Here is a 24,523-nt window from a genome sequence, read left to right as displayed (position 1 = left end):
GGCCGGTCCGCGCGTTCATGTGCGGTGACGCTAGTTCTTCCCTTCCGCCTTGAAGACCTTGTTCCAGTCCTTGACGAGCAGATCGAGCGCTTCTTTCGCGGTACCTTTATCGGCAACCACATAGTCGTGCACGCGCTTTTGCATGTCGAGCAGCAACTCGGCATAGGCAGGCTCGGCCCAGAAGTCTTTGACGATCGACATCGACTTCAGGAAGGCAGGCGCAAAGGGCGCGCTCTTTGGAAAGTCCGGCGCATCCACCACTGACTTCGCCGCCGAATAGCCGCCGAGTTGCCACCACTTCTTCTGCACATCGGCCTGCGCAAACCACTTGATGTATTCAAGCGCGTCAGCCTTGTGGTCCGAGTACGACACGACGGAAATGCCTTGCCCGCCGAGCTGCGTGAACTGCTTCGTTTCCTTCGGATTGACGAAGAAACCGATCTTGTCGCCGCCGACATTCGGGTCCTTGTACAGTCCGGGGAAGAACGCAAACCAGTTCATCTGCATCGCGACCTGGCCCGACTTGAACGCATCGAGACCTTCCTGCATGTAGGCGTTCGTCATGCCGGGCGCAGTGCAACACTTGTAAAGCGCCTTATAGAATTCGAGTCCCTTGATGGCGCCGGGTGAATTCACAAAGCCGTCGAGATGATATGGCTTTTTCGGGTCCTGGTATTCAAAGCCGAAGTTATAGAGCATGTTGGTCACGCCCATCGTGATGCCTTCCGAGCCGCGCTCCGTGAAGATATACACGCCATACACGGTTTTGCCGTCGATCTTTCGGCCCTGAAAGAACTCGGCTGTCTGCTTGAGCTCATCCATCGTGGTGGGTGGTTCGAGTTCGCGCTTGTACTTCTGTTTGAACTCCGCACGCAGTTCGGGCCTCGCAAACCAGTCCTTGCGATACGTCCAGCCCACGGCGTCCGCCATGGCGGGCAGCGCCCAATAATTCGGCGTGTTCTTTGGCCATTCCGCGTAACCGACCACGGTGGCCGGCACGAAGTCGCTCATTGAAATCTTGTTCTTGTCGAAGAAATCATTGAGCTTGACGTAGTGCCCATTGACCGCTGCACCGCCAATCCACTGACTATCTCCGATGATGAGATCGCAAAGTTTTCCGTGTGAATTGAGTTCATTGATAAAGCGGTCCGCGTAACTCGTCCACGGCACGAACTCGAATTTCATCGCAATGCCGGTTTTCGCCGTAAAGTCTTTCGACAATTCGACGAGTGCATTGGCGGGGTCCCATGCGGCCCAACATAACGTCAACTGCTTGCCCTGCGCGTGCGCCGCCGATCCGAAGCTCAGCCCAAGCGACGCCAGCAGCGCCGCGATTACCCTTGCTGTCGTAAGACGTATCATGTCTCTTCTCCTTGTCTCCGTCGGGTCTCCAATCTGATGACAGACAGCGCCCATGCGCCGGACGCTGTATTAGAGCTCTGGCAGACTCAGCGAGGCGTCCGCGTGTCGCGAGCTTCAGGCATGCGCATTCTCACGAAGATAAATCCGGGTTTCGGGCGTCGGAATGGCGAGCACGCCGCGCACGTCGTTCAGAAAATTGATGGCGGCGAGCCCCGCGCAATGGACGATGCCGCGCACATCCTGATCGAGGATGACGTCGATCGCCCGCTCCGACAGTTGCGCCCGCGTGTCGGCGGTGCACTCGTGGCCGATCAGCACGACGCGCGTCTTGTCGCCCGATTCCTGCAACGTCGATGCAATGCCGGAAATGCCGCCACCCGCCACATACACACCGACGAGATCGGGGTGTCCCGCCATCAGCCCTTGCACGGCGAGTCCTGCGCTGTCGTCGTCCTCAGCGAAGTCAGGCTCGGTCAGCCAGCGCAGGTTGCGAAAATCTTCTTCGAGAACCTGAGAAAAGCCCGTGCGACGCTCGAGCTGATCGTGCAAACGCGACGATGCCGACAGCACCGCGACCGTGCCGATGCGCGCACCCACGAAGCGTCCCATCAGCAGTCCTGCCGTTCTTCCAGCGATCCGGTTGTCCACGCCGACATACGCAGCCCGCGCGCTCGACGGCAAATCCGAAAAGACCGTGACGACGGGAACATTCGCATCGGTCATGTCCTGAATCATCCTCTCGATCCACGGGTAATCGAGCGGCACGAGCACGAGCGCGTCATAGTCGATCAGTTGCCGGGCGAGCGATGTTGCGTCGCGCTGGCTGGACAGGTCGCAACGATAGAACGACGAGATAAGACGATGCTCGCGAAAGAAGCTGGCCGACAGCGCGATATCACGCTCGACCTGATCGAGAAAGCGCGAATTGATTTGCGGTAAGACGAACGCGACCCGGAATGACGTGGCTTTCGCCGGCCGGCCCCGGCTTGCGCGATCGTCACGCAACGTCGCCAGCGCAAGATGAACGCGCTCGGCCGTCTCGGGACGAACCCCCTGGTCGTCGCGCAACACACGATCGACCGTGGCTACGCTCACGCCGGCACGACGCGCAATCATCATACGTGTAGCCGGCATGGGTCTCCTCCGGTGCCAGGCGAAGAATCGTTTTGTTAACTCAAGATAGTTTTCCGCACGCGGAATGCAAGCTTTTTTAACGCGTTAAATGCGTCAAGCTTGCAAGCATCGGTAATCCGATTCTCTGTATGCGTTTAAATGCGACGGAGTAGAGTGACAGTTTCCATGAGCTGAGACCATCGATCTAATTAGTGATGCTTATCTAATCGTCCAGGCTAGCGAGGACCTATGCGCAGGTCTGTGGGCTGATCTCGGTCAGCAGTCAGTCGCGTTCAAAATCGAATGCGTGAAGATGACAATCGAGCCGCAGATGTCGACGCACAGAGTAATAGCGATAGGAATCTCAACTCAAATCTTCAGAACGAAATCGCTGGAGCACGTGCTTTGTGCGCAACGATCCCGACCGATCCACGATCGGCCGTCATGTCGGGCAGCTTTCAAACAGCCAGCCTCGTGCAGCGTCAAGCTTTGCACTTGCCAGTGACCGCGGGCATACTCTCCAACATTCAAAAGCACCCAGAACATTCGATGCGTTTCGATTTCCAGTCGCTGAAACTGTTCGTCGCGGTCTGCGAGCACGGTAGCATCGCGCGGGCAGCGGAAGCCGAGAACATAGCGCCCTCGGCGCTCAGCAAGCGTATGTCCCATCTCGAGGACACCCTGAAGACCGCACTTTTTGTGCGAAGCAACAAGGGACTCGAACTGACCGCTGCGGCGGCTGCCCTCCTGCAGCACGCCCGCGTGCTGCTGCGCGACGTCAAACAGATGGAGAGCGAGTTGCTCGACCACGCCGAAGGTGTGCGTGGACAGATCCGGCTGCACGCCAGCCTCTCGACCATCGTCCAGTACATTGCCGACGATATCCGCGAGTTCCTCGCACTACACCCGGGACTACGCATCGACCTGCAGGAAAGCCTGAGCCCCGCGGTGGTCCGCGCCGTGGCCGAGAATACGGCTGATATCGGTGTCTTCGGCGGCATGACCGTGACGACCGGCCTGCGGGTATTTCCATACCGCAGCGACCGGCTGGTGGTCATCATGCCGCCCGATCATCCTCTTGCCGATGCAGACAAGGTGAAATTCCGCGACGTGGCCAGGTATCCGCTGGTCGGACCGCAGGAGGGCAGCTATCTGAATTCGCTGGTGCTACGCGCCGCCGCGGACCTGGACCACCCGCTCAAGCTGTCGATCCGGGTTACCGGCTTCGAGCCGGTGCGAAGCATGGTGGAAGCACGTCTTGGCATCGGCCTCGTGCCGGAACAACATGCCCAGCGCTATGTCAGCTCGGCGCCACTGGTTGCCGTGGAACTGGATGAAACATGGGCCGAACGGCATTGGAAAATCTGCGTGCGCGAGGCAGAGCCGCTCCCCGCACCCGTCGATCTCTTCCTCAAGCATCTGCTCGCACGTCGAGACGCAGCGGACGCCTGTCATCACGAATAAGCGAGCTTCAACCCTGCTTGCGGCCACCTCATGGTCCCGAGGCGCCCCGTGCCCGACAACGTGAGATAAGCCGTCTTCATGTCGGCGCCGCCGAAGCAGATGTTGGTCACCATGCCGTCGGGCACCATCACCTGTCGCAGCACCTCGCCGGAGGGCGAGACTACCGTGATGCAGCCCGTGACCAGGGTGGCCACGCAAATGTTCCCCTCTGCATCGACGGCGAGACTGTCGAAGCGCTGGTAGCCAGGCAGCCCGCAAATGAGACGGCCACCATGCGGCGAAGGATACGGATGCTTGCGCGCCTTGCCGGGCGCTTCGAGGTCGAAGGCCCATAGGCGCGCGGTCTCCGTTTCCGCCACATAGACAACACGATCGTCCGGCGACAATCCGACGCCGTTGGCCGTGGTGAGCGGATACGCCACTTCGACGATCATCGATCCATCGGCTCGCCCGTAATAAAGCCCCGCGTGATCGCGCTCGCGCAGCCGGTTCTTGCCGAAGTCGGTGAAATAGAAGCCGCCCTCGTGGTCGAACACGATGTCGTTCGGACCGCATAGCGGATAGTCGCCACAGCGGTCGTACAACGTCGTCAGAGCGCCCGTGTGCGGATCGAAACGCTCGATGCGGCCGCTGGTATAACGCGGGTGCACGCCAGGTTTGGTGCGATTCAGCCCGGCTACGGTACGGAACAGGAAGCCGCCGTTATTGCAGATATAGAAGACGCCGTCCGGGCCTAACGCGAGACCGTTGGGGCCGCCGCCCACCTCCGCCAATACGCTCACCGTGCCGTCGGGCGCCACGCGGCTGATGGTCTCGCGCTCGATTTCGACAAGGACGATCGCGCCATCGGCCATCGCCACGGGCCCTTCGGGAAACTTCAACCCTTCCGCCAGAATGCGGACATTCTCCATTCTCGAATTCCTCGCAAGTCAGTGCCTGTTTGCATTCTCGACGAAGCGATTGTCATAGGTGGCTTTCAGGTCGATTGACGCCTTGTCGATGTCGGGATCGAACGCGGCAAGCACATCGCGAACCGTGTGCGCGGCTGCGTCCGTCATCAGGCCGTCGCGCGAAATGCAGCTCTGCATGTTGCCGTAAGCCCGGATGAACATCTCCTTGTCGGCCAGCGCGTATTGCGGCGGCACTGCGGCGACAACCTGCTCGGGCGTCGCCTGCGCCATCCAGCGCTCGGCCTCCAGGATCGCGTTCGTCACGGCTTGCACCGTATTGGGATACTTCGCCGCGAATTCCCGGGTGGTGTAGACGGAAGCTTCCGGATAGTCGCCCCCCAGCGTCGCGCGCGTTCCTGCGGGGTCACGCATCACGGCCAGCGGATAAAGATCGCCGCTGCCCTGCAGTACGGTCGCGACGGGGTCGTTGCTCATCAGCGCGTCGATCTGCCCGCTGCGCGCCGCCGCTATGGCGCCAGCAGACGAACCGACGCCGATGATCGAGACATCGCCTGGCTTGAGGCCAGCCCGGTTCAGCAGATAATTCACGCCCATGTGGAAGCTCGAACCCGGTGAGCTAACGCCGATGCGTTTTCCCTTCAGGTCCGCATACGTCTTCACCTTGTCGTGGCTGCCGCGCGTCACACCAAAGACCCAGCCCGGACACGAGGCCAAGGTCACGAACGACACCAGCTTCTGTCCCTTCGCCGCCATCGTGATCGTGTTGGAATAGGCGCCCGCGACGATATCGGCGCTGCCGCCCAACATCGCCTGCAGCGCCTTGGCGCCGCCGCTGAACACGCCAATATCGACATCGAGTCCGGCCTGCTTGAAATACCCCCGGCTTTGCGCAATGACGAACGGAAGGTAGGGAAAGCCCACGCCCGCGGCGGCAAGACTCAGCTTGGGTTTCTCTGGCGCCGCGGCGGCGCTCGCACCGGGCTGGGTCACGAGCGCCGCGCAAGCGGCGAGTATCGACAGCAGCAGACGCCTGGTTGATATCACAGTAGGTTGTCTCCTTGTTTGCGCGGTCTTTCCGACCTTCGGTACTCAGCCCTGTACGACGTTCTGGCGTTGCTGCCCCAAACCTTCGATACCAAGCGTCACCACGTCGCCCGGCTTCAGGTAGACGGGTGGCTTCTGTCCCAACCCGACGCCCGGCGGGGTACCCGTCGATATGATGTCACCGGGCTGCAGCGACATGAACTGCGAAAGATACGAAACAAGGTACCGTACGCCATAAATCATGGTAGCCGTAGTGCCGTTCTGATAGCGATGCCCATTGACCTCCAGCCACATCGGCAACGCCTGCGGGTCATGCACCTCGTCCGACGTGACCAGCCACGGTCCCGTCGGTCCAAAGGTGTCGGCCGACTTGCCTTTGGTCCACTGCCCCTGACGCTCGGCCTGGAACGCGCGCTCGGACACGTCGTTGATGACGCAGTAGCCTGCCACATGATCCATTGCATCGTGTTCGCTGACGTACTTCGCGGTCTTGCCGATGACGACGCCTAATTCGACCTCCCAGTCGGTTTTGACAGCGTTGCGCGGAATTTCGATGGCGTCTTGCGGACCCACGATCGCACTGGTTGCCTTCATAAAGACAATGGGCTCGGGCGGTATGGCAGCGCCCGTCTCCGCGGCGTGGTCGGAGTAATTCAAGCCAATGCAGATGAACTTTCGCGTCCCGCCCACGCACGAGCCCAGGCGCGGATTGCCTTCCACCAGCGGCAGCGATGTTGGGTCGAGCGCGCTCAGCCTGGCCAGGTTGGCGGGCAATAGAGCGTCGCCGGAAATGTCGGCCACGTGATCCGACAAGTCGCGCAAGTTTCCATCGCTATCGAGCAGGCCCGGCTTCTCCTGACCGGGTGGACCGTAGCGCAAAAGCTTCATCTCTATCTCTGCGTCAATAGGTGGCGCGTCCGCCGGATAGATCGAAAACGGCAGCCGTCGTAAAAGAATTCTCTTCGCTGGCAAGCCAGGCGATCATTGCGGCCGCTTCGTTGAGTTCAAGGAAGCGGCCGCGCGGAATCTTGCCCAGCATGTAGCTGATATGCGCGGCCGACTGTTCCATCGCGCCGGGCGTACGCGCCACCGCGGGCGTGACGCAGTTGACCGCGATGTCGTGGCTTGCCAGTTCCTTGCCAAGCGATTTGGTCATCGCAATGACGGCCGCCTTGGCAGAGCTGTAGGCTGCCGCATTGGGGTTACCCTCCTTGCCGGCGACGGAAGCGAGATTGACGATGCGTCCATAGTTCTGCGCAACCATGACGGGTACCACGGCGCGGCAGCAATGAAACGTGCCGTTCACATCGATATCGATCACCTGCTTCCAGACGTCGACCGGATAGTCGGCCAAGGTCGCATTCGGGCCGACAATTGCCGCGTTGTTGATCAGAATGTCGATGCGGCCCGTCGCTTTCAGCGTGCCCGCCACGCCCGCCTCGACGCTCGCGTAATCGGCGATGTCGACACGCTCGAAGTGAATATCGTGATTGCCCAGTTCTGCACGGGCCCGCTCCAGACCGGCAGCATTGATGTCCCAGATCGCAAGGCGAGCGCCGGAGGCGAGCAGCCGGCGGCCGACCTCGAGGCCGATGCCTTGTGCGCCGCCCGTCACGATCGCCACGCGGTCCGTCAAATTGATAGCGTTAGTTTGCAAGTTGGCCTCCTCGGCTCGATTCGTCGATTGCTCCGCCGCGCACGCTCAAGCGCTGGCGGCCACGGTCTGCCCTGTACCGGGGCGCCAACGCAGCAGATAGTCTTCGACCATTGACACTGCCGTATCGAGTACCAGTGCAAAAACGGTCAAGATCAGAATGCCTGCGATGACCGAATTGATGTCGAACACGCCTTCGGCGAGCAGAATCAGATAGCCCACTCCCTTTTCCGAGCCGAGATACTCGCCGACCACGCTGCCGACGAACGCAATACCGATCGCGTTGTGAAGGCTCGAGAACACCCAGCTCGTTGCCGATGGCAGGTACACGTGCCGCATGAGCTGACGCCCATTGGCGCCGAGCATGCGGGTATTGGACAACACGGCCGGACTGACTTCGCGCACACCCTGGAAGACATTGAAGAACACCACGAAGAAGACCAGTGTCACGCCCAGCGCGACCTTGGACCAGATGCCGAGGCCGAACCAGAGCGCGAAGATCGGCGCAAAGATCAGGCGTGGCATGGAATTCATCGCCTTGATAAATGGATCGAAGACGACGGCGAGAAACGGATTGAGCGCGAGCCACAGGCCGCACGCCAACCCGGACACCGTACCGATCGCAAAGGCCAGCATGGTTTCGAGCAGCGTCGTGTACAGGTGGCGAAATACTGAGCCCGTCACAATCCAGTCGATGATGCGATGAACCACACCCAATGGATCACCGAAGAAAAACGGCGACAGCCATTTCTGACTGGTTCCGATCCACCACAGGAACAGGACGCCGAACAGGAGTGCAAGCCGCGTGACAAGCACGGCAAACCGGTTGCCAGGATTAAACTCGATTGCGCGCATAGCTTTTCAACACCTCCCCTCGAAGCACGTCCCAAATCTGGGTGTGCAGTTGCAGGAAACGCTGTGTCATGCGGATCTCCGACATTTCTCGTGGACGTGCCAGGTCGATCTCGAACTCGGCGATAGGTCGGGTACCAGGTCCCGCCGACAGCACGATGACGCGATCCGATAGCGAAATCGCTTCTTCCAGATCGTGAGTCACGAACATCACCGACTTGCGATCGTATGACCACAGCCGCAGCAGCTCGTTTTCCATCAGGTGCCGCGTCTGGATGTCGAGCGCGCTGAAGGGCTCGTCCATCAGGATGATGCGAGGGTTCAGCGCCAGCGCCTGCGCGAGGCCAGCGCGCTTGCGCATTCCGCCCGACAGCTGGTGCGGATATTTTTTGCCGTGGCCCTGCAAGCCCACTCGCTCCAGCCATTCATGCGCCACCCGCATCGCCTCTTCACGCGGCGTGCCACGGAAGATCAGGCCCATCGCGATGTTTTCTTCCGCGGTCTTCCAGGGCATGAGCGCGTCGACCTGGAACAGATAGGCCGCTTGCTTGTTCAAACCCGTGCTCAACTTCTCGCCGAACACGCTCAAACTACCCGACGTGGGCCGCGTCAGCCCAGCCGCTACGTTGAGCAGCGTCGACTTGCCACAGCCTGTGGGGCCGACGATCGACACGAACTCCCCATCGCCGATCGTCAGATTCCCGCCGGAAACGGCCGTGTAGGTCTGCGCGTTCTTGCCATTGCCGGCAAAGGTGCACGTCACATTGTCGAAGCGCAAAGCCTCGCGCACATGCGTCCGGCCGCTGGCCCGCGCGATATTGCACGTTACGGTGCTCATGGTTGAATCCCCGCCGCTTTCTCGACGAACCGGTTGTCATAGGTCGCGGTGAGATCGATTTTGGCCGACGCCACAGTCGGGTCGAACGCCGACAGCACGTCCCGCACGGTCTGCGCGCCTTTGGCGGTGATTTCCCCGTTCTGCGCGATGCACCGGCGGCTGTTCCTGAAGGCATCGGCATAGAGCGCCTTGTTGTCCACCAGATACTCGGGCGGCACATTGTCCGCAACCTGCTCGGGCGTGGCCTTGGCGATCCACTTTTCGGCACGCACGATGGCGTTGGCGACTGCTTGCACCGTCTTCGGGTACTTGTTGATGAAATCCTGTGTCGCGAACAGGCTCGACTCGGGGTAATCCGAACCGAACACCTTGACGTTGCCCTCGGCAGTGCGCATGTTCTCCAACGGTATGAGGCTGCCGTCTTTGGTCAGGATCGTGGCGCTCGGATCGTTGACGATCAGCGCGTCGATTTGTCCCGCCCGCACCGCCGCTACCGCGCCCGCCGCTTGACCCACACCGATGACGGAAACGTCGGAGGGCTGAAGCCCCGCTTTGTGCAAGATGTAGTTCAGCGCCATGTGCGTGCTGGAACCCGGCGCACTTACACCGATCCGCATGCCCTTCAGATCCCTGGCGGATTTGACTTCGGCCTGGCGCTTCTGGGATACGCCGAAAATCCAGCCCGGACAGATCACCTGCGCTGCGATCACCACCAGATGCTGCCCCTTGGTGGCCATCGTGATGGTGTTCGAATAGGCACCCGCGACGATATCGGAGCTGCCGCCCAACAGGGCCTCCAGCGTCTTGGACCCACCGGAGAAAGCGGCGATGTGCACGTCCAGCCCTTCGTCCTTGAAATAGCCGCGCTGCTGGGCGACGAGCATGGGCAAATAGGTGATGCCGACGGATGCGGCCGCAATGTGCAGCTCGGGCTTTTCAGGCACATCTTTAGCCACGGCCGCGACGGAACCGCAGACAAGCTCGAACGCTGCACAAAGCGCGAAGGCGAATTTCAGCTTCATCATTGTCTCCTCCCTTTCCGGGGATATTGTGGTGCGACCGACTGCCGAAGATGAGTCAGGGTGCTCGTGAATCCAACACCCTTTCATGCCAGAAACGATTGAATATATTTGGGCTCCTTACGTCCTCGATGCCCGTGATGGGCCTTGTCCATACGCCGCGCGCCGGCCTACGCCGCCTGTTTTCTCAGCGCCTCGACCACCGCATCGCCCATGTCGCGGGTGCCGACGGATTTCATTCCATCCTGATAGATGTCGGCTGTGCGATAGCCTGCCGCCAGCACTGCGCGCACCGCCTGCTCGACGCGGCGCGCGGCATCTTCCATCTCGAAGCTCTCCCGCAGCATCATCGCAAGGGAGAGGATCGCAGCGAGCGGATTGGCGATATCCTTGCCGGCGATGTCCGGGGCCGAACCGTGCACCGGCTCGTACAACCCTTTACGGTTGTAGCCGAGCGACGCCGAAGGCAGCATGCCGATCGAACCGGTCAGCATGGCCGCGGCGTCGGAGAGAATGTCGCCGAACAGATTGCCTGTGACGATCACGTCGAACTGCTTGGGCCGGCGCATGAGCATCATCGATGCGGCGTCCACAAAGAGATGGCTGAGTTCGACGTCGGGGTAGTCGCGCCCGACCCGTGTGACCACTTCGCGCCACAACTGACTCGCTTCCAGCACATTGGCTTTATCGACCGAGCACAACTTGCGGCTGCGGCGGCGGGCGCTTTCGAACGCCGCGCGTGCCACCCGCTCGACCTCGGATTCCGAATAGCGCATCGTGTTGAAGCCCACACGCTCGCCCGCCTCGTTGGTCTCAAACCCGCGCGGTTTGCCAAAGTAGGCATCGCCGTTCAACTCACGCACGATCACGATGTCGAGGCCATCCACCACTTCCGGCCGCAGTGTCGACGCGCCGATCAGTTCCGGGAACATGTACGCCGGCCGGAAGTTGGCATACAGCGTCAGCGCTTCGCGCAGTTGCAACAGCCCGGTACCCGGACGACGTTCGCGTGGGATCTCGGCTTCGTCGGCCACGCCCACCGAGCCGAACAGGATTGCGTCGGCCTTGCGCGCCAGTTCCAGAGTGGGCGCAGGCAGGGGCACACCGTGCGCCCGAATGCCCGCCTCGCCGATGGGCGCGTCCTGAATCTGGGCGTGGGGCGCCACGATTCCCAGCACCTTCACAGCCTGTGCTACCACTTCCGTTCCGATACCGTCGCCGGGCATGACTGCAATTTTCATCTGAACGTCTCCTTGGTTGCGCTCTTCAGGCGTGCGCCTTCAATAAGCTCTGGCATGGTTGCGCTCGTATGCGTCGATGCGGTCCCGATGCGACAGTGTGTAATCGATCTCGTCCATGCCGCGCAGCAAGCACGCTTTCGCGAAAGGCTCCATCTCGAAGCTATGAGATGAGCCGTCGGGTAACGCCGCAGTCTGTGCGGACAAGTCGATGGCAATGCGGCTGCCCGGGCTGACGGACAGCGCGTCCAGCAGCGGCAGAACCACTGCCTCGGGCAACACGATGGGCAGCAGTCCGTTTTTCAGGCAGTTGATGAAAAAAATGTCGCCGAAGCTTGGCGCAATCGCTGCACGGATTCCGTAGTCGTACAGCGCCCAGACGGCGTGTTCGCGCGAGGAGCCGCAACCGAAGTTGTGATTCGCCACGACGATGCGCGACTCCCGGTAAGGCGCCTTGTTCAGCACGAAATCCGGCTGTTTCGCGCCATCGTTTCCGAAGCGCAGTGAATGGAACAGAAACTGCCCGAAATCGTCGGAGCGGGGTTTCTGGAGAAAGCGCGCCGGCAGTATCTGATCGGTATCGCAATTGATGGCCGCGATTGGCACGGCTACCGCGTCAAGGTAGTTCAGACTTTCCATCATCAGGCTCCGAGCAGGCGGCGAACATCGGTCAAGCGCCCCGTTATTGCGGCCGCCGCAGCCATGGACGGACTCATCAGATGCGTGCGCACGCCGGGGCCCTGGCGCCCCACGAAATTGCGGTTCGAGGTGGAGGCACAACGCTGGCCGGGTGCGGCGATATCGCCGTTAGTGGCAAGGCACATGGAGCAGCCCGGGAACCGCCACTCAAACCCCGCTTCGCGGAACACGCGGTCCAGTCCCTCGGCCTCGGCCTGCGCGCGCACCGGGTGCGATCCCGGCACCACCCACGCCTCGACCCCCGGCGCAACGCGACGACCGCGCGCAACCTCCGCTGCGTGGCGCAGGTCTTCAATACGCCCGTTGGTGCACGAGCCAATAAACACCCGGTCGATGGCCACGCCTTCCAGCGCCTCGCGAGCGGTCAATCCCATGTAGTCCAACGCCCCCGCCATTGCCGCACGGAGATCGGGATCGGCCTGCTCTGCAGGATCGGGCACGCGCTGGTCGATCGCACACGCATGTTCGGGCGTGGTGCCCCACGTCACCATCGGGGCAATCTCGGCCGCGTCGACATGCACCTCCCGTTCGAACCTCGCACCTGCATCGGAAAACAACGTGCGCCAGTACGCCACTGCCCGCTCCCACTGCTCGCCCATTGGCGCGAATGGACGGCCCGACAGGTAGGCGAACGTGGTTTCGTCGGGAGCGATCATGCCGGCGCGGGCGCCCGCCTCGATGGTCATGTTGCACAGCGTCAGCCGCCCTTCCATCGACAGACCGCTGATCGCCGAGCCTGCGTACTCGATCACGTGGCCGGTTGCGCCCGCCACGCCGATCCGCGCAATCACGGCGAGGATCAGATCTTTGGCCGTGATGCCCGGGCCCAGTGCGCCGTCGATGACGACCCGCATGTTGCTCGACTTGCGCTGCCACAGACATTGCGTGGCGAGCACGTGAGCCACCTCCGTCGCACCGATACCGAAAGCCAGCGCGCCCAGTGCGCCGTGTGTCGACGTGTGGCTGTCGGCGCAGACGAGCGTCATGCCAGGCAGACTCAGACCCTGCTCGGGCCCGACCACATGGACGATCCCGCGCCGGCTGTCAGCCATCCCAAACAGCGTGATATGCGACTCTGCCGTGTCACGCTGCAGTGCGACGATCATGGCCCGGCGCTCGGGGTCCGCCACGGACGCCATGTCATTCGCTGCGCTCGAAACGTAATGGTCGGCCGTGCCGAAGATGCGCTCGGGGGAGCGTGGTTTGAGTCCGCGTTCGCGCAACATGTCGAACGATTGCGCGGTGACGTCGTGAACGAAATGCCGGTCGATGAACAGCAAGTCCTGCCCATCGTCACGCGACATAACCCGGTGGGCGTCCCAGATTTTGTCGTAAAGGGTCCTCGGACCCATGATCGCCTGATCGGGTGGCATTGGCTTCGTCTCGCTCCATCGATTTATTGGCCGCGGGAAAATCGGCCCTGCGGTTGCGCAGCTGGATTTGATGAGAAAACATCATGCATCAGGCCAGTCGCGCTGTACGTGGTCTTTTGGAAAGGCACCATCGCCGATCGCGATGATGGGATTGACCGGCGCGGACATGCTCGATCGAGCGACGGCCACGGTAGGTTGCAGACCAATTCGACAAGGCCAGCGGCTACTTAGCGGGAAACGCAGCGCGGCTCGCTCTGCTGCAGGCGCAAATCCATTGCAGTTCGAAGAGCAGTCGCGCCCGCTGCCAGGCGCGTGCGTTTTGGATGGAGTTCCGCCCTGGTCGGCAGGACGCGACTATCAGTACCCGGCGAGGTGCAATGGATGACAGCGGGCGCACGGATACTGCATGAGGCGTTCCATTCGTGCGCGTTCGCCAGAACAGGCGGGACGCTGGAGAGGGTCCATCTTTGGGTCGATCGGCCCGCGAAGGACAAGATGACCCCGCCAGGCTATCAGGGCATCCTGGCCAATCAGATTCCTCTGGTCCGGTTGCGCGAAGGCGCTGGACATGTGCGGGTGATCGGGCAACTACGCCGGCAGCGCTGGTCCGGCGCTCACCTTCCCGCCGATGGACGTCTGCGATATGCGGCTCGACGCGCAATGCGGTGCAACGCTGACGCTGCCGCAGGCAGGACGCTCGCGCTCGTCCTGCTGCACGCCAGGTCCGGGTCAATGGCGATGAGCGGGGCATCAGCGCCGCACAACGGGTTCTCCCCGGACCTCGCTGCCTAGTTCAGCCGCTTGAGTTCGCCATCGTCCGCATACCAGTCGACCGTCTTGCCCGTCGTGTTGATCGTCACCGCGCGCGGTTCGCTGAACTGGTCGAATGACTCGATGCCCGTCTCGCGTCCGACGCCGCTGTTCTTGAATCCGCCCCACGGCGACGCCGGGTCCAGACGATGATGGTCGTTGACCCACACCATGCCGAATTCCAGCTTGCCCGCGACCCGATGCGCACGCGCGACGTCCTGCGTCCAGATGGAAGCGGCTAGACCGAACTGCGTATCGTTGGCGATCCGGATCGCATCGGCTTCGTCTTCGAACGGCATGACAACCGTCACGGGCCCAAATACCTCGTCCTGGCCGATCTCCGAATGCGGATTCGCGTCATAGATGACGGTGGGCTCGAGGAAATACCCCGACCTCAAGGCGGCCGGCACGCGTCCCCCTGTCAGCACTTTTGCACCTGCCTCCTTCGCGCGTTCGAGCATCGCGAGGATGCGCTGCCGCGAGCGCTCGGAAATCACCGGCCCAAGCTGGGTCTTCGCATCAGCCGGATCGCCCACGCGGATGCCATCCACCTTCGCGCGGAAGCGTTCGAGGAACGCCGCATACATCGACTTCTGCACCAGGATGCGCGCACCGCACACGCAGGTCTGCCCAGCGCCGATAAACGCCGCGAACGCCGCGCCGTTCACCGCACGCTCCATATCGAAATCGTCGAAAAGGATCACCGCGCCCTTGCCGCCCAGTTCCAGCGTGGTGAGCGCGAAATTGTGCGCGGCTGCCTCACCAATCGAGCGACCCACTTCCGTGCCGCCCGTGAACACGACTTTGCGGATCAGCGGATGACGTGCGAGTGCCGCGCCCGCTTCGCGCCCCTCCCCGTTCACGACGTTGACAACGCCTCTTGGGACGCCCGCTTCCTGCAGCAGCCTCACGAGCCGCACGGTCGTGAGCGGCGTCTGTTCCGAAGCCTTGATGACCACGCTGTTGCCCGTCGCGAGCGCGGGCGCGAGGCTCTTCGAGAGAATCATCAACGGATGATTGAACGATGTCATCAGCGCGACCACGCCGAGCGGCACGCGCTGCGTGTAGCACAGGTACGGTCCTTCGATGGGAATCACGTCGCTGCGGCGTGTGAGCGCGAGCGCGGCGAAGTAGCGATAGAACTGCGGCAGCCGTGAAATCTGCGCGCGCGTCTCCGACACGGGACGGCCGTTATTGAGTGTTTCGAGCTTATAGAACTGTTCGAGATCCGCTTCGAACAGATCGGCGAAGCGATTGAGAATGCGCGCACGCTGCTGGATCGGCATATCGCGCCACGCGCCGCCTTCGAACGCGCGATGCCCTGCCTGCACAGCGCGATCCACGTCGCTGGCCGAAGCCGACGCGAGCGCCCCGATCACCTCACCCGTCGCGGGATTCAGGATATCGAGCGTGCGGCCTTCCTCGGCATCCGTCCATTCGCCGTCGATCAACAATTGTGCGTCGTAGTGCTGCGTGTTGGTTGTATCCATTGCATTGTTCCTGTCGAGTCATTTGAGAGGCGAAGCGTGTGCATCGGTATGCAGCGCATCGCGCGAGCTTGTGTCTTCCGGCTGAAGGTCTTCGAGGCGCCGCCCCGTCGGTTCGACGCCCAGCCATGCCACCACGACGATCTGCACGGCGAGCAAACCGATCATCATCGCGAGCACGCCGACGATGCCGTATTGCGCGAACAGCGACACCACGATGAAAGGCGTGATGATGGTGGCCCCGCGTCCCAGCGTGTTGCAGACGCCCGACGCGCGCAGCCGCACTTCCGTCGGAAAGAGTTCGGGCACGTACACGGCGAAGAGCAGCGCGACCAGCACGTAAATCGGAATGGTCAGCAGCAAGCCGACGATGGGGAGCACCACGGGGTTCGTGATGAACGGATACATTGCGCCGAACACGATGGCAGCGAGCGACGAGCCGATGATGGTCGGCTTGCGTCCCCAGGCATCGGCCGTCAGGGCGCCGATTGCGGAGCCGATGGGCGCGCCGAGCGACATGACGAGCGCAAAGCCGAACGACTTCGCGATGCTGAAGCCCTGATGCACGAAGAACGTCGGCAGCCACGTGACGAAGCCATACAGCAGCGTATTGATGACGATGAGCGTCACGCAGCCGACGATCATCCGCTGCAGCATCACGCCGCTGAACAGCGAACCGAACGACAGCATCTGCGAGCCGGCCGCGCCGGGTTTCGTCGAAGCTGGCACTGGCAGCGGTTCGCCGCCTCGCGCGGCCGTCACCTCGGTTTCGATTCGACGCAAAATCGCATCGGCTTCGTCGTGCCGTCCAACGGAATCGAGCCAGCGCGGCGACTCAGGCAACGACTTGCGCGCATACCAGACGCCCAGTGCGCCAATGCCGCCGAGCACGAACATCGCGCGCCAGCCGAACGACGGAATCAGCAAGAGCCCGATCAGCCCCGCGACGGGCAAGCCCGACACGACGAACACCGCCATCAAACCCTGCAGCTTGCCGCGCTTTTGCGGCGGCACGAATTCCGTCAGCGTCGAGTAACCGACCACGTTTTCCGCGCCGAGGCCGAGTCCCATCACGAAGCGGCACGCAATCAGCACGCTCATGCTCGGTGCGAGCGCGGCACCGAGCGACGCCAGCCCGAATACAGCGAGGTTCGCCTGATACGTAAAGCGCCGGCCGAAGCGGTCACCAAGGAAACCGGTGCCGAGCGAGCCGAGCATCATGCCGAGAAAGGTCAGCGACACGAACAGCGCATTCTGTCCGAGCGTGGAGAAGCCGGATTTGAGCGTCGCACCGAGCACCGTCGACGCAACGTAGATGTCGAAACCATCGAAAAACATGCCAATGCCGATCAGCCACATGATGCGCCGATGAAATCCCGACATCGGCAAGCGGTCGAGCCTGGCTCCTGCGTTGACGTTCATGTCTGTCTCCTGTCGACGTTACGGTGCGCAGCGCCTCAGCGCTTTCTGCCGCATCCGCACGCCGTGTTGTATCGAGCTGGCGAAGCGCGGCCGCGCTCAGCGGGCCTGCATCAGCCGCAATGCGTTGACGGTCAGCATGTCGGTTGCGGCGCGGAAGTTCTGCTCGACGCTGCCTTCCTGCGCCGCGAGGAAGAATGCCTTGCACCCTCTCGCGCCCGCTTCGTCGAGCGAGAGAATGCGTGCGGCAAGCGCATCCGCGTCGGCATGCAGAGTCGCGGGCTCGCATACGCGCGTGATGAGCCCAGCCTGCAAGGCCGCTTCCGGTGCGATGACGTCGCCGAACAAGACCATCGGGAACACGGCCTTCGGCAACGCATAGCCGCCGAGGTACGCCATGATCGCGGCGGGCGGAAGACCGGCGCGCATCTCAGGGAACGCGAGCCGCGCCGACGACGCGACGAGCGTGAAGTCGCACAGAATTGCGAGTCCGAAGCCGAAACCGAATGCATCGCCCTGCACCTGTGCAATCGATATCAACGACGTGTTGCGTACGAGCCGCTTGAGTTCGATCAATCGCGCGACTTCGGCGCGGATCGACACGGCATCCCTGCCCGCGCGCTCGCGGCCCGTGCAGAACACATCGCCGTGCGCGCGGATGCGCAGGACGCGCGCCTTCGCCTGCACGGCTTCGCTGCGCAACGCATCGGACATCGCGTCGAACATCGCACCGGAGACTTCGTTGCCCTCGTCCGGACGGTTTAGCGTAAAAGTGAGCGTATCGCCGCTATGGTCGATCAGAACGGGCGCCTGCAATGGACTGCGATCCATGTCGTCTCCTGATGTATAATCTGTATACAGCGTATTCAGAGAAATCCGAGGTGTCAATGCCCGCCGCAAAAACAGCATCCTCAAAAGCCACGACGGCCCCCAGGCGCCAGGCGCCTACGCTTGAATCGATCGCCACGCGCTACCACGCGCAGCTGCGCTCGCTGGATTCCGCAGGCGATTCGTTGAGCGATGGCGTCGTCGTGCCCGCGCTGCGCGAGGCAATCGTGGAAGGCGTGCTCGCGCCGGGCAGCCGTCTGTCGGAGGTACAGGTCGCGAAGCAGCTGAACGTCAGCCGCACGCCGATGCGTGAGGCGTTCGCGCAACTGGAGCGCGAAGGGCTGGTGACGATCCTGCCGCGCGTGGGCGCCTATGTGCGCTCGGTGACGCTGCGTGACGTCGAGGAGATTTATACGGTGCGTGCCGCGCTCGAATGCCTCGCGGTGCAACTCGCGTCCGAGCGCATGACACCGCTCGGCGCCGCGCAGCTAGACGAGGTGATCAACGCGATGCGCGCCAGCGTAGAGGCCGACGACGCGGCGGCCTATGTCGATGCGTTGGACCGCTTTTACACGATCGTGATGACGATAGCCGACAACCGCACGTTGCAGCAGAACCATGCGTCGTTGATTGGGCCTGTGCGCCGTCTGCGCCGTATCGCCATGGCGCGAGGCGGACGGATGCGCGCGTCGTTCGAACAGGCAGTGCGAATTCGCGATGCAATCGTCAATGGAACGGGCGATGTGCAGGATTTGATGCGTGAACAACTGCGGGGCGCATGCGCGGCGGCGCTCGATGTGCTCAACAATGCCAGCAAATAAGCGCAGGCGGCGCTGGTGAATGATGCTGTGCACCCGATGCCGACAAAGCATGGTCGATAGCGTCGATAGTGTCGGTAGCCGGGCGCGAGCAAACGTCAGGCTTTCTCGCGGCGATGCTCACGTTGAGATAAGCGCCAGCGGACCAGATCGTCGGCGCCGGGGCCTTCCTCGATGGCCAGATCGGCCGGGTTGATTGGCTCGCCCGTGTTCTGATCGACAAAGCTCCACCGTACTTCGGCCCCCGTCTTTCGATTCACGAACTTCATCGGCGGCGCCGGCGCTCCGGAAACTTCGAGACTATCCCCAATCTGGGCGAGCATCGGCATCAGCGGGGCGAGCTGCCGGCCCTTGCGGGTCAACAGATATTCGAACCGCTCCGGATTGACCTGATAGCGCCTGCGCTCAACCAGCTCGTTGGCCTCGAGGTGTTTGAGCCGATCGCTGAGCGTTGCATTGGTGATGCCGGACGACTGGCGAAACTCGTCATATCGGCTGAGCCCGCAAACAAGATCGCGCAGAATCAGCAAACCCCATCGGTCGCCGATCGCCGCCATCACGCCCGCGATCGGGCACACCATTCCGTCGAAACCCTTCGATCGCATGTCCGTGTCCCTTGTCCGTGTCCCTTGTCCGTGTCCCTGGTAGTCCGACGATCGTCGCCGGGTAAGTCTCATTGCCGGGTAAGTCTCATTATAAGAGTCGCACGCGTATAGGCGGATACGATCTCACAACGCAGTTCCTTCAAGTCCCGAACCCAAAGCCGAAAAGTGCTTGCTGGGTCGGCCACTAACTCTTATCATAAGAGTTAGTGGCCGGCCTGTCCGCAGGCGTTAGCGGCGATGCCCGTTGTTTCGACCTCAAGGAAACCACCATGTCTTCCCAGATTGCGTCCCGGATATTCGTCGTCGGCGGCACAGGCGCGCAGGGCCTGCCTGTCATCCGCACGCTTGTAGCCGACGGCAAATATTCCGTCCGGGCTTTGAGCCGTGACCCTGATTCCCGGCGTGCCAAGGCGCTGCTCGCACTCGGCAACGTCTCCATCCTGAAGGGTTCGTTCGCCGACGAGGCCATCCTGCGAGAAGGTTTCCGCGGTTGCGACGGTGCCTATATCAATCTCGACGGCTTCAACACAGGCGAGAAAACCGAGATCTACTGGGCGATCCGTTGCTACGAAATTGCGCTTGAGGAAGGCATCAGGTTTTTCGTGTATGGCAACCTCGACTATGCACTCAAGAAGGCCGGCTACGATTCCCGCTTTCGCACCGGCCACTATGACGGCAAGGGCCGCATAGGGGAATGGATTCTGTTCCAGAACCAGACGAACGGGGACCGCATGGGTGCAGCCGTGTTCACCACAGGGCCGTACATGGAGATGGCGATTTCGGCCATGACGCCGATGATGCCGCTCGTCGAAGACGGCGTGCTGACCTGGCGTGTGCCGCTTGGCAACGGCACGGTGCCTCACGTCGCGCTGGACGATTGCGGCCACTACGCGCGCTGGTTGTTTGACCATCCCGAACGCGCGAACGGCATGGCACTCGAAGTCGCGATCGAGCAGGTCGGATACCAAAAACTGGCTGAGGCCTTCGAGCGGGTAACGGGACATGCGGCTCGCTATATCGACACGGATCTGGACACCTACTGGAATGGGCCGCTCAAGATGGCCGCCCGCCTGCCCGCCGGATACAACGCGGATCCGAATGACAAGAGCACGATGAGCTTTCGCGACAACTTCACCGGGTTCTGGAATATCTGGAAGCACAACGTGATCCAACGCGACTACGCGCTGCTCGACGAGATCCATCCGAACCGTATCAGGACCGTCGAACAGTGGCTTCGTCTCGAAGACGAACGTGGTCGTCAGCAACGAAAAGGAAGTCTGTGGGAGCGCGTGCAGACGGACAATCTGCTCAAGTCGACGCCGCTTCTGAAGCTGACCGAAGACGGCAGAAAGGGCGCGCTGTAACTGCGCAGACGGTACGCGGCATGCGCTGACAAGCATATCGATCAATTAGTCACCCTAATGAATATTGATGATGAACAAGACAGTTGAGATTCGTAAGAACCGTGGGACGCGCATCCTGTTGGCCGTCCTGTCAGTATGGGGAATGGCCGTTGTTATCGCCGCCGGGACTGGCGCCTACCGTGCCATCTATCCGTTGTGGCTTGCGGGCCTCATCGCCTTGGGGATCGTCGTGCCAGTCGTCGTCTACGGTTTGTCCAGGCGCTTTCGGGCCTACATCGAGACGGCGGGATTGCAGACGCTGACGGCCTTCCATATCTGGCGCATCGCAGCCGCGCTGGTTTTCTTCTGGTACGGGGCGCACGGCCTTCTGCCGGAAGTCTTTGTCCGGAATGCGGGATGGGGCGATCTCATCGCCGGCTTGCTGGCCCTCGGCGTCACCTCGCTGCCGAAGACGCGCAACCGCTATCTGGTCTTCCATCTGTTCGGATTTGCCGATTTCGTGGTGGCAGTCGGTACAGGGTTGACCTGCTTCCTGCTCAACGATCCCCGCATGTCGGGCATCCAGACACTGCCGATGGCCTTGATCCCCTTCTACGGCGTCGGAATCTCGGGGGCGAGCCACATCATGGCGTTCGACTTGCTGCGTCGCTGCGCGGGAACTGTCGAACGCGACGTCAAGCATGCCGACGCAACGGCATGACCCGAAATCCAGCCGCACACACGCCTTCCTCAATCCAGCCAGGAAATCATCATGAAATTTCGTCGTACCCGTGCCGCAACTAGCGCGCTGCTTGGCTTGCTGATGTCCGGGTCCATCTTCGCGGGCACCGTATCGCCCCCGGCCAGCGCGCCGACGCCCGCATCCGCCAATGAAGCGGTGCCGCTCGACCAGCGCGGGAATCCGGCGGCGAATCAGGCCGATGCCTGGTTCGACAACTACAGGTTCAGGGACGGCGAGACGCTGCCCCGGTTAAAGCTTCACTATGCGACGCTCGGCACACCGCATCGCAATGCGCAAGGCGCCATCGACAACGCCGTTCTGGTCCTGCACTGGACGGGCGCTGACGGCAGGACGCTGCTGGGTCCAACTTACACGAAGGCGCTGTTCGACCCCGGGCGACCCCTCGACGCTAACCGCTACTATCTGATCTTTCCCGATAACGTGGGCCACGGCCAGTCGAGCAAACCGAGTGACGGACTGAAGGCGAAATTTCCCAACTACGATTACGGCGACATCGTCGATCTCCAGCACAAGCTGGTGACGCAAACCTTGGGTATCCAGCATCTGCACGCGATTCTCGGCATGTCGATGGGCGGCATGAACGCATGGCAGTGGGCCGAGGCGTATCCCGACATGATGGACGGCGTGATGCCCGTCGTGTCGCTGCCGATCACGGTCTCGGGCCGCAATCTGCTGTGGCGGCGCATGGTGATCGACGCGATCCGCTCCGATCCGGACTGGAAGAGCGGGAACTATACGCAAACGCCCGGCGGCTGGGTCGATGGCTTCCGGATACTGCGCATGATGATCGACAGCGCGCCCGCGCTACAGCACGAGATTCCCGACGGCGCGGCTGCCGACAAGTTTCTCGCGACCACGCGTTTCCAGGCGGAGCACGTCGACCCGAACGACATCCTTTATTCACTCAAGTCGTCGTTCGATTACGATCCCGAGCCGGGGCTATCCAGGATCAAGACCAGGCTATATGCCCTGAATTTCTCCGACGACGAATTCAATCCCGACACACTGCAGGTCCTCGAGCGACTCGTACCGACGCTTCAGCGCGGCAGGTACACCGTGCAGCAGGGCACGCCGTCATCGCCGGGCCACTTCACCATGACCCGCCCCGACCTCTGGGCGCAGCATGTGGGCGATTTCATGCAGTGGCTCGGCGATTCACCGTCACAGGCGGGCGCAAGCAGCGCAGCATCGGTACAGAGTTCATCCGGCTCATGAACCCGCCGCCTCGAAGGCGGCGGTGCAACTGCGCCGACTTGTGCAACGACGATCAGGCGTGCTGCGCCAACGCGATCTTCCCGTCGACGAGACGATTGATTCGCCACGGGTTGCCTGTTTTCAACGACTCGGGCAGCAGCGCCTCCGGCATGTCCTGATAGCTCACCGGCCGCAGAAAGCGGCGGATCGCGAGGCTGCCTACGGAAGTGGAACGGCCGTCGGCGGTGGAAGGATAAGGACCGCCGTGGACCATCGCATGCCCGACTTCGACGCCCGTGCCAAAGCCATTGACGAGCACGCGTCCCACGCGTCGCTCGAGTGCCGGAAGGAACGAGCGCGCCGCCGCGTAATCGGCTTCGTCGATCTGCAGCGCCGCCGTCAATTGACCTTCCAGCGACTCGATCAGTTCGCGCATCGTTTGCAGATCGGGGCAACGCACGATCAATGACGCCGCGCCGAATATTTCTTCCTGCAATGCCGCTTGCTCACGAAAGGCGGTGGCGCTCGTCACAAACAGCGCGCCTTGTCCCTTGTTCGCGCCCGTCGCGGGCTGCGCGCGCGCTGCCGTCTGCACCTGTGGATGGTCGGCGAACTTCGACACCGCTGTTTCGAACGCACGATGAATGCCCGGCGTGAGCATCGTTGCCGCCGGAACCTCGCTCAGCGCCTGCGAAGCGGCAGTCACGAAACGGTCGAGTGCGGGACCTTCCACAGCGAGAATCAAACCCGGGTTCGTGCAGAACTGCCCGGCACCGAGCGTCAATGATTGCACGAACGCCTGTGCGATCGCTTCGCCGCGCTGCTCGAGCGCATGCGGAAACAGCAACACGGGATTGATGCTGCTCATCTCCGCATAGACGGGAACGGGCTCGGGACGCGCGGCGGCGACTGCCATCAACTCGGTTCCCGCATGACGCGAGCCGGTGAATCCGACCGCCTTGATGCGGGGATCGCGCACCAGCCCCTGGCCGATTTCGCGGCCGCTTCCGAACAGCAGCGAAAACGTTCCCTCGGGCATCGCGCAATCCTTCACTGCCTTCTGCACGGCCATGCCGACCAGTTCCGACGTGCCGGGATGCGCGGCATGCGCCTTGACGATTACCGGGCACCCAGCCGCCAGCGCGGAAGCGGTGTCGCCCCCTGCCACCGAGAACGCCAGCGGAAAATTGCTGGCGCCGAACACTGCGACGGGGCCGAGCCCGATGTGCCGCAAACGCAGATCGACGCGCGGCATCGGCTTGCGCTCGGGCTGAGCGGGATCGATGCGCGCTTCGAGAAAGTCGCCCGCTCGCACGACGCCCGCGAACATCCGCAACTGCCCCACGGTTCGCGCGCGTTCACCTTCGATTCGCGCGCGCGGCAAGCCCGACTCCGCGACGCAGCGCTCGATCAACGCATCGCCTGCTGCGAGGATGTTGGCCGCGATCGCCTCCAGAAACTCCGCCCGGGCTTCGAGCGTGGTTTCGCGGAAGATATCGAAAGCGGTCCACGCCAATGCACATGCAGCGTCGACGTCTTCGAGCGTCGCGCCGCCGAAGCCCGGCTCCAGACGCTCGCCGCTCGCGGCGTCGATGGCATACGACACGCCGTTCGTTCCGCCTCGCACGCTCTGGCCAATCAGCAAGTTCCCAGCGATGTTCATTTCCATTTCCTCTATGGGGATAACAA

22 protein-coding genes are annotated in these 24,523 nt (G+C 62.2%); 5 read left to right on the top strand and 17 right to left on the bottom strand.

Annotated elements, in window-relative coordinates; translation table 11 throughout:
- Positions 1 to 30: 30 nt before the first annotated feature.
- Both H3V53_RS13620 and H3V53_RS13615 read right to left on the bottom strand, forming a co-directional pair.
- Positions 31 to 1,362, bottom strand: a complete 1,332-nt coding sequence (locus H3V53_RS13620) for an extracellular solute-binding protein (protein ID WP_054921900.1) — start codon at positions 1,360 to 1,362, stop codon at positions 31 to 33.
- Positions 1,363 to 1,476: 114 nt separating this feature from the next.
- On the bottom strand, positions 1,477 to 2,496 hold the full coding sequence (locus H3V53_RS13615; RefSeq protein ID WP_336598356.1) for a LacI family DNA-binding transcriptional regulator: 1,020 nt from the start codon (positions 2,494 to 2,496) through the stop codon (positions 1,477 to 1,479).
- Positions 2,497 to 3,024: 528 nt separating this feature from the next.
- Between H3V53_RS13615 and H3V53_RS13610 the strand changes: the two genes are divergently transcribed.
- Positions 3,025 to 3,939: a LysR family transcriptional regulator gene (locus H3V53_RS13610; RefSeq protein WP_336598407.1), complete on the top strand. Its 915-nt coding sequence runs from the start codon at positions 3,025 to 3,027 to the stop codon at positions 3,937 to 3,939.
- Here H3V53_RS13610 and H3V53_RS13605 read toward each other — a convergent pair.
- The 13 genes from H3V53_RS13605 to H3V53_RS13545 all read right to left on the bottom strand — a co-directional run bounded on the left by H3V53_RS13605 (position 3,930) and on the right by H3V53_RS13545 (position 18,114).
- On the bottom strand, positions 3,930 to 4,850 hold the full coding sequence (locus H3V53_RS13605; protein ID WP_336598355.1) for an SMP-30/gluconolactonase/LRE family protein: 921 nt from the start codon (positions 4,848 to 4,850) through the stop codon (positions 3,930 to 3,932). The genes H3V53_RS13610 and H3V53_RS13605 overlap by 10 nt on opposite strands.
- Positions 4,851 to 4,868: 18 nt before the next feature.
- Positions 4,869 to 5,894 carry an ABC transporter substrate-binding protein gene (locus H3V53_RS13600; RefSeq protein ID WP_336598354.1) on the bottom strand — a complete coding sequence of 342 codons (1,026 nt, stop codon included), beginning with the start codon at positions 5,892 to 5,894 and terminating at the stop codon, positions 4,869 to 4,871.
- A 45-nt stretch (positions 5,895 to 5,939) separates the two neighbouring features.
- On the bottom strand, positions 5,940 to 6,782 hold the full coding sequence (locus H3V53_RS13595) for a fumarylacetoacetate hydrolase family protein (RefSeq protein ID WP_336598353.1): 843 nt from the start codon (positions 6,780 to 6,782) through the stop codon (positions 5,940 to 5,942).
- A 13-nt stretch (positions 6,783 to 6,795) separates the two neighbouring features.
- Positions 6,796 to 7,551: an SDR family NAD(P)-dependent oxidoreductase gene (locus H3V53_RS13590; RefSeq protein WP_336598352.1), complete on the bottom strand. Its 756-nt coding sequence runs from the start codon at positions 7,549 to 7,551 to the stop codon at positions 6,796 to 6,798.
- 45 nt (positions 7,552 to 7,596) lie between these two features.
- On the bottom strand, positions 7,597 to 8,403 hold the full coding sequence (locus H3V53_RS13585) for an ABC transporter permease subunit (RefSeq protein ID WP_054921881.1): 807 nt from the start codon (positions 8,401 to 8,403) through the stop codon (positions 7,597 to 7,599).
- Positions 8,384 to 9,238 carry an ABC transporter ATP-binding protein gene (locus H3V53_RS13580; protein WP_336598351.1) on the bottom strand — a complete coding sequence of 285 codons (855 nt, stop codon included), beginning with the start codon at positions 9,236 to 9,238 and terminating at the stop codon, positions 8,384 to 8,386. Before H3V53_RS13580 ends, H3V53_RS13585 begins: the two co-directional genes overlap by 20 nt.
- Complete coding sequence (locus tag H3V53_RS13575) at positions 9,235 to 10,260, bottom strand: ABC transporter substrate-binding protein (RefSeq protein ID WP_336598406.1); 1,026 nt, start codon at positions 10,258 to 10,260, stop codon at positions 9,235 to 9,237. Before H3V53_RS13575 ends, H3V53_RS13580 begins: the two co-directional genes overlap by 4 nt.
- Before the next feature lie 167 nt (positions 10,261 to 10,427).
- Positions 10,428 to 11,498 carry a 3-isopropylmalate dehydrogenase gene (leuB, locus tag H3V53_RS13570; RefSeq protein WP_054921877.1) on the bottom strand — a complete coding sequence of 357 codons (1,071 nt, stop codon included), beginning with the start codon at positions 11,496 to 11,498 and terminating at the stop codon, positions 10,428 to 10,430.
- A 39-nt stretch (positions 11,499 to 11,537) separates the two neighbouring features.
- Positions 11,538 to 12,134 (bottom strand): 3-isopropylmalate dehydratase small subunit, encoded by a 597-nt coding sequence (gene leuD, locus H3V53_RS13565; protein WP_336598405.1) that lies wholly within the window; start codon positions 12,132 to 12,134, stop codon positions 11,538 to 11,540.
- Between the two features lie 2 nt (positions 12,135 to 12,136).
- On the bottom strand, positions 12,137 to 13,567 hold the full coding sequence (leuC, locus tag H3V53_RS13560) for a 3-isopropylmalate dehydratase large subunit (protein WP_336598350.1): 1,431 nt from the start codon (positions 13,565 to 13,567) through the stop codon (positions 12,137 to 12,139).
- Between the two features lie 788 nt (positions 13,568 to 14,355).
- Positions 14,356 to 15,867, bottom strand: a complete 1,512-nt coding sequence (locus tag H3V53_RS13555; protein ID WP_336598349.1) for an aldehyde dehydrogenase — start codon at positions 15,865 to 15,867, stop codon at positions 14,356 to 14,358.
- Between the two features lie 18 nt (positions 15,868 to 15,885).
- Entirely contained in the window at positions 15,886 to 17,286 is a 1,401-nt protein-coding gene (locus tag H3V53_RS13550) for an MFS transporter (protein ID WP_336598348.1), read from the bottom strand.
- 96 nt (positions 17,287 to 17,382) lie between these two features.
- Positions 17,383 to 18,114, bottom strand: a complete 732-nt coding sequence (locus H3V53_RS13545; protein WP_336598347.1) for an enoyl-CoA hydratase/isomerase family protein — start codon at positions 18,112 to 18,114, stop codon at positions 17,383 to 17,385.
- A gap of 56 nt (positions 18,115 to 18,170) precedes the next feature.
- On the opposite strand from H3V53_RS13545, the gene H3V53_RS13540 reads away from it, so the two are divergent.
- On the top strand, positions 18,171 to 18,932 hold the full coding sequence (locus tag H3V53_RS13540) for an FCD domain-containing protein (protein ID WP_054921866.1): 762 nt from the start codon (positions 18,171 to 18,173) through the stop codon (positions 18,930 to 18,932).
- A 95-nt stretch (positions 18,933 to 19,027) separates the two neighbouring features.
- On the opposite strand, the gene H3V53_RS13535 is transcribed toward H3V53_RS13540, so the two are convergent.
- Complete coding sequence (locus H3V53_RS13535; RefSeq protein ID WP_054921864.1) at positions 19,028 to 19,534, bottom strand: winged helix-turn-helix transcriptional regulator; 507 nt, start codon at positions 19,532 to 19,534, stop codon at positions 19,028 to 19,030.
- 206 nt (positions 19,535 to 19,740) lie between these two features.
- Here H3V53_RS13535 and H3V53_RS13530 point away from each other — a divergent pair, with 206 nt between their 5' ends.
- The 3 genes from H3V53_RS13530 (at position 19,741) to H3V53_RS13520 (ending at position 22,855) form a co-directional block, all read left to right on the top strand.
- Entirely contained in the window at positions 19,741 to 20,898 is a 1,158-nt protein-coding gene (locus tag H3V53_RS13530; RefSeq protein WP_336598346.1) for an NmrA family NAD(P)-binding protein, read from the top strand.
- Between the two features lie 67 nt (positions 20,899 to 20,965).
- The gene (locus H3V53_RS13525; RefSeq protein ID WP_336598345.1) at positions 20,966 to 21,598 is read left to right on the top strand and encodes a hypothetical protein; all 633 of its coding nucleotides are present in this window, start codon (positions 20,966 to 20,968) and stop codon (positions 21,596 to 21,598) included.
- A gap of 51 nt (positions 21,599 to 21,649) precedes the next feature.
- The gene (locus H3V53_RS13520; protein WP_336598344.1) at positions 21,650 to 22,855 is read left to right on the top strand and encodes an alpha/beta fold hydrolase; all 1,206 of its coding nucleotides are present in this window, start codon (positions 21,650 to 21,652) and stop codon (positions 22,853 to 22,855) included.
- A 52-nt stretch (positions 22,856 to 22,907) separates the two neighbouring features.
- On the opposite strand, the gene H3V53_RS13515 is transcribed toward H3V53_RS13520, so the two are convergent.
- A complete protein-coding gene (locus H3V53_RS13515; protein ID WP_336598343.1) occupies positions 22,908 to 24,497 on the bottom strand; it encodes an aldehyde dehydrogenase (NADP(+)) in 1,590 nt (529 codons plus the stop codon).
- Positions 24,498 to 24,523: the final 26 nt, after the last annotated feature.

Origin of the sequence: Paraburkholderia bengalensis (assembly GCF_037126505.1) — a bacterium.
Lineage (GTDB): Bacteria > Pseudomonadota > Gammaproteobacteria > Burkholderiales > Burkholderiaceae > Paraburkholderia > Paraburkholderia bengalensis.
This window is presented reverse-complemented; position numbering and strand designations above follow the sequence as displayed.

Coding starts and splice junctions, on each gene's coding strand:
- H3V53_RS13595 (WP_336598353.1), bottom strand. CDS start 6,782: ATGAAGCTTTTGCGCTACGGTCCACCCGGTCAGGAGAAGCCGGGCCTG.
- leuC (WP_336598350.1), bottom strand. CDS start 13,567: ATGCCACCCGATCAGGCGATCATGGGTCCGAGGACCCTTTACGACAAA.
- H3V53_RS13585 (WP_054921881.1), bottom strand. CDS start 8,403: ATGCGCGCAATCGAGTTTAATCCTGGCAACCGGTTTGCCGTGCTTGTC.
- H3V53_RS13540 (WP_054921866.1), top strand. CDS start 18,171: ATGCCCGCCGCAAAAACAGCATCCTCAAAAGCCACGACGGCCCCCAGG.
- H3V53_RS13615 (WP_336598356.1), bottom strand. CDS start 2,496: ATGCCGGCTACACGTATGATGATTGCGCGTCGTGCCGGCGTGAGCGTA.
- H3V53_RS13555 (WP_336598349.1), bottom strand. CDS start 15,867: ATGGATACAACCAACACGCAGCACTACGACGCACAATTGTTGATCGAC.
- H3V53_RS13620 (WP_054921900.1), bottom strand. CDS start 1,362: ATGATACGTCTTACGACAGCAAGGGTAATCGCGGCGCTGCTGGCGTCG.
- leuD (WP_336598405.1), bottom strand. CDS start 12,134: ATGGAAAGTCTGAACTACCTTGACGCGGTAGCCGTGCCAATCGCGGCC.
- H3V53_RS13605 (WP_336598355.1), bottom strand. CDS start 4,850: ATGGAGAATGTCCGCATTCTGGCGGAAGGGTTGAAGTTTCCCGAAGGG.
- H3V53_RS13535 (WP_054921864.1), bottom strand. CDS start 19,534: ATGCGATCGAAGGGTTTCGACGGAATGGTGTGCCCGATCGCGGGCGTG.
- H3V53_RS13515 (WP_336598343.1), bottom strand. CDS start 24,497: ATGAACATCGCTGGGAACTTGCTGATTGGCCAGAGCGTGCGAGGCGGA.
- H3V53_RS13610 (WP_336598407.1), top strand. CDS start 3,025: ATGCGTTTCGATTTCCAGTCGCTGAAACTGTTCGTCGCGGTCTGCGAG.
- H3V53_RS13580 (WP_336598351.1), bottom strand. CDS start 9,238: ATGAGCACCGTAACGTGCAATATCGCGCGGGCCAGCGGCCGGACGCAT.
- H3V53_RS13575 (WP_336598406.1), bottom strand. CDS start 10,260: ATGAAGCTGAAATTCGCCTTCGCGCTTTGTGCAGCGTTCGAGCTTGTC.
- H3V53_RS13550 (WP_336598348.1), bottom strand. CDS start 17,286: ATGAACGTCAACGCAGGAGCCAGGCTCGACCGCTTGCCGATGTCGGGA.
- H3V53_RS13545 (WP_336598347.1), bottom strand. CDS start 18,114: ATGGATCGCAGTCCATTGCAGGCGCCCGTTCTGATCGACCATAGCGGC.
- H3V53_RS13525 (WP_336598345.1), top strand. CDS start 20,966: ATGATGAACAAGACAGTTGAGATTCGTAAGAACCGTGGGACGCGCATC.
- leuB (WP_054921877.1), bottom strand. CDS start 11,498: ATGAAAATTGCAGTCATGCCCGGCGACGGTATCGGAACGGAAGTGGTA.
- H3V53_RS13520 (WP_336598344.1), top strand. CDS start 21,650: ATGAAATTTCGTCGTACCCGTGCCGCAACTAGCGCGCTGCTTGGCTTG.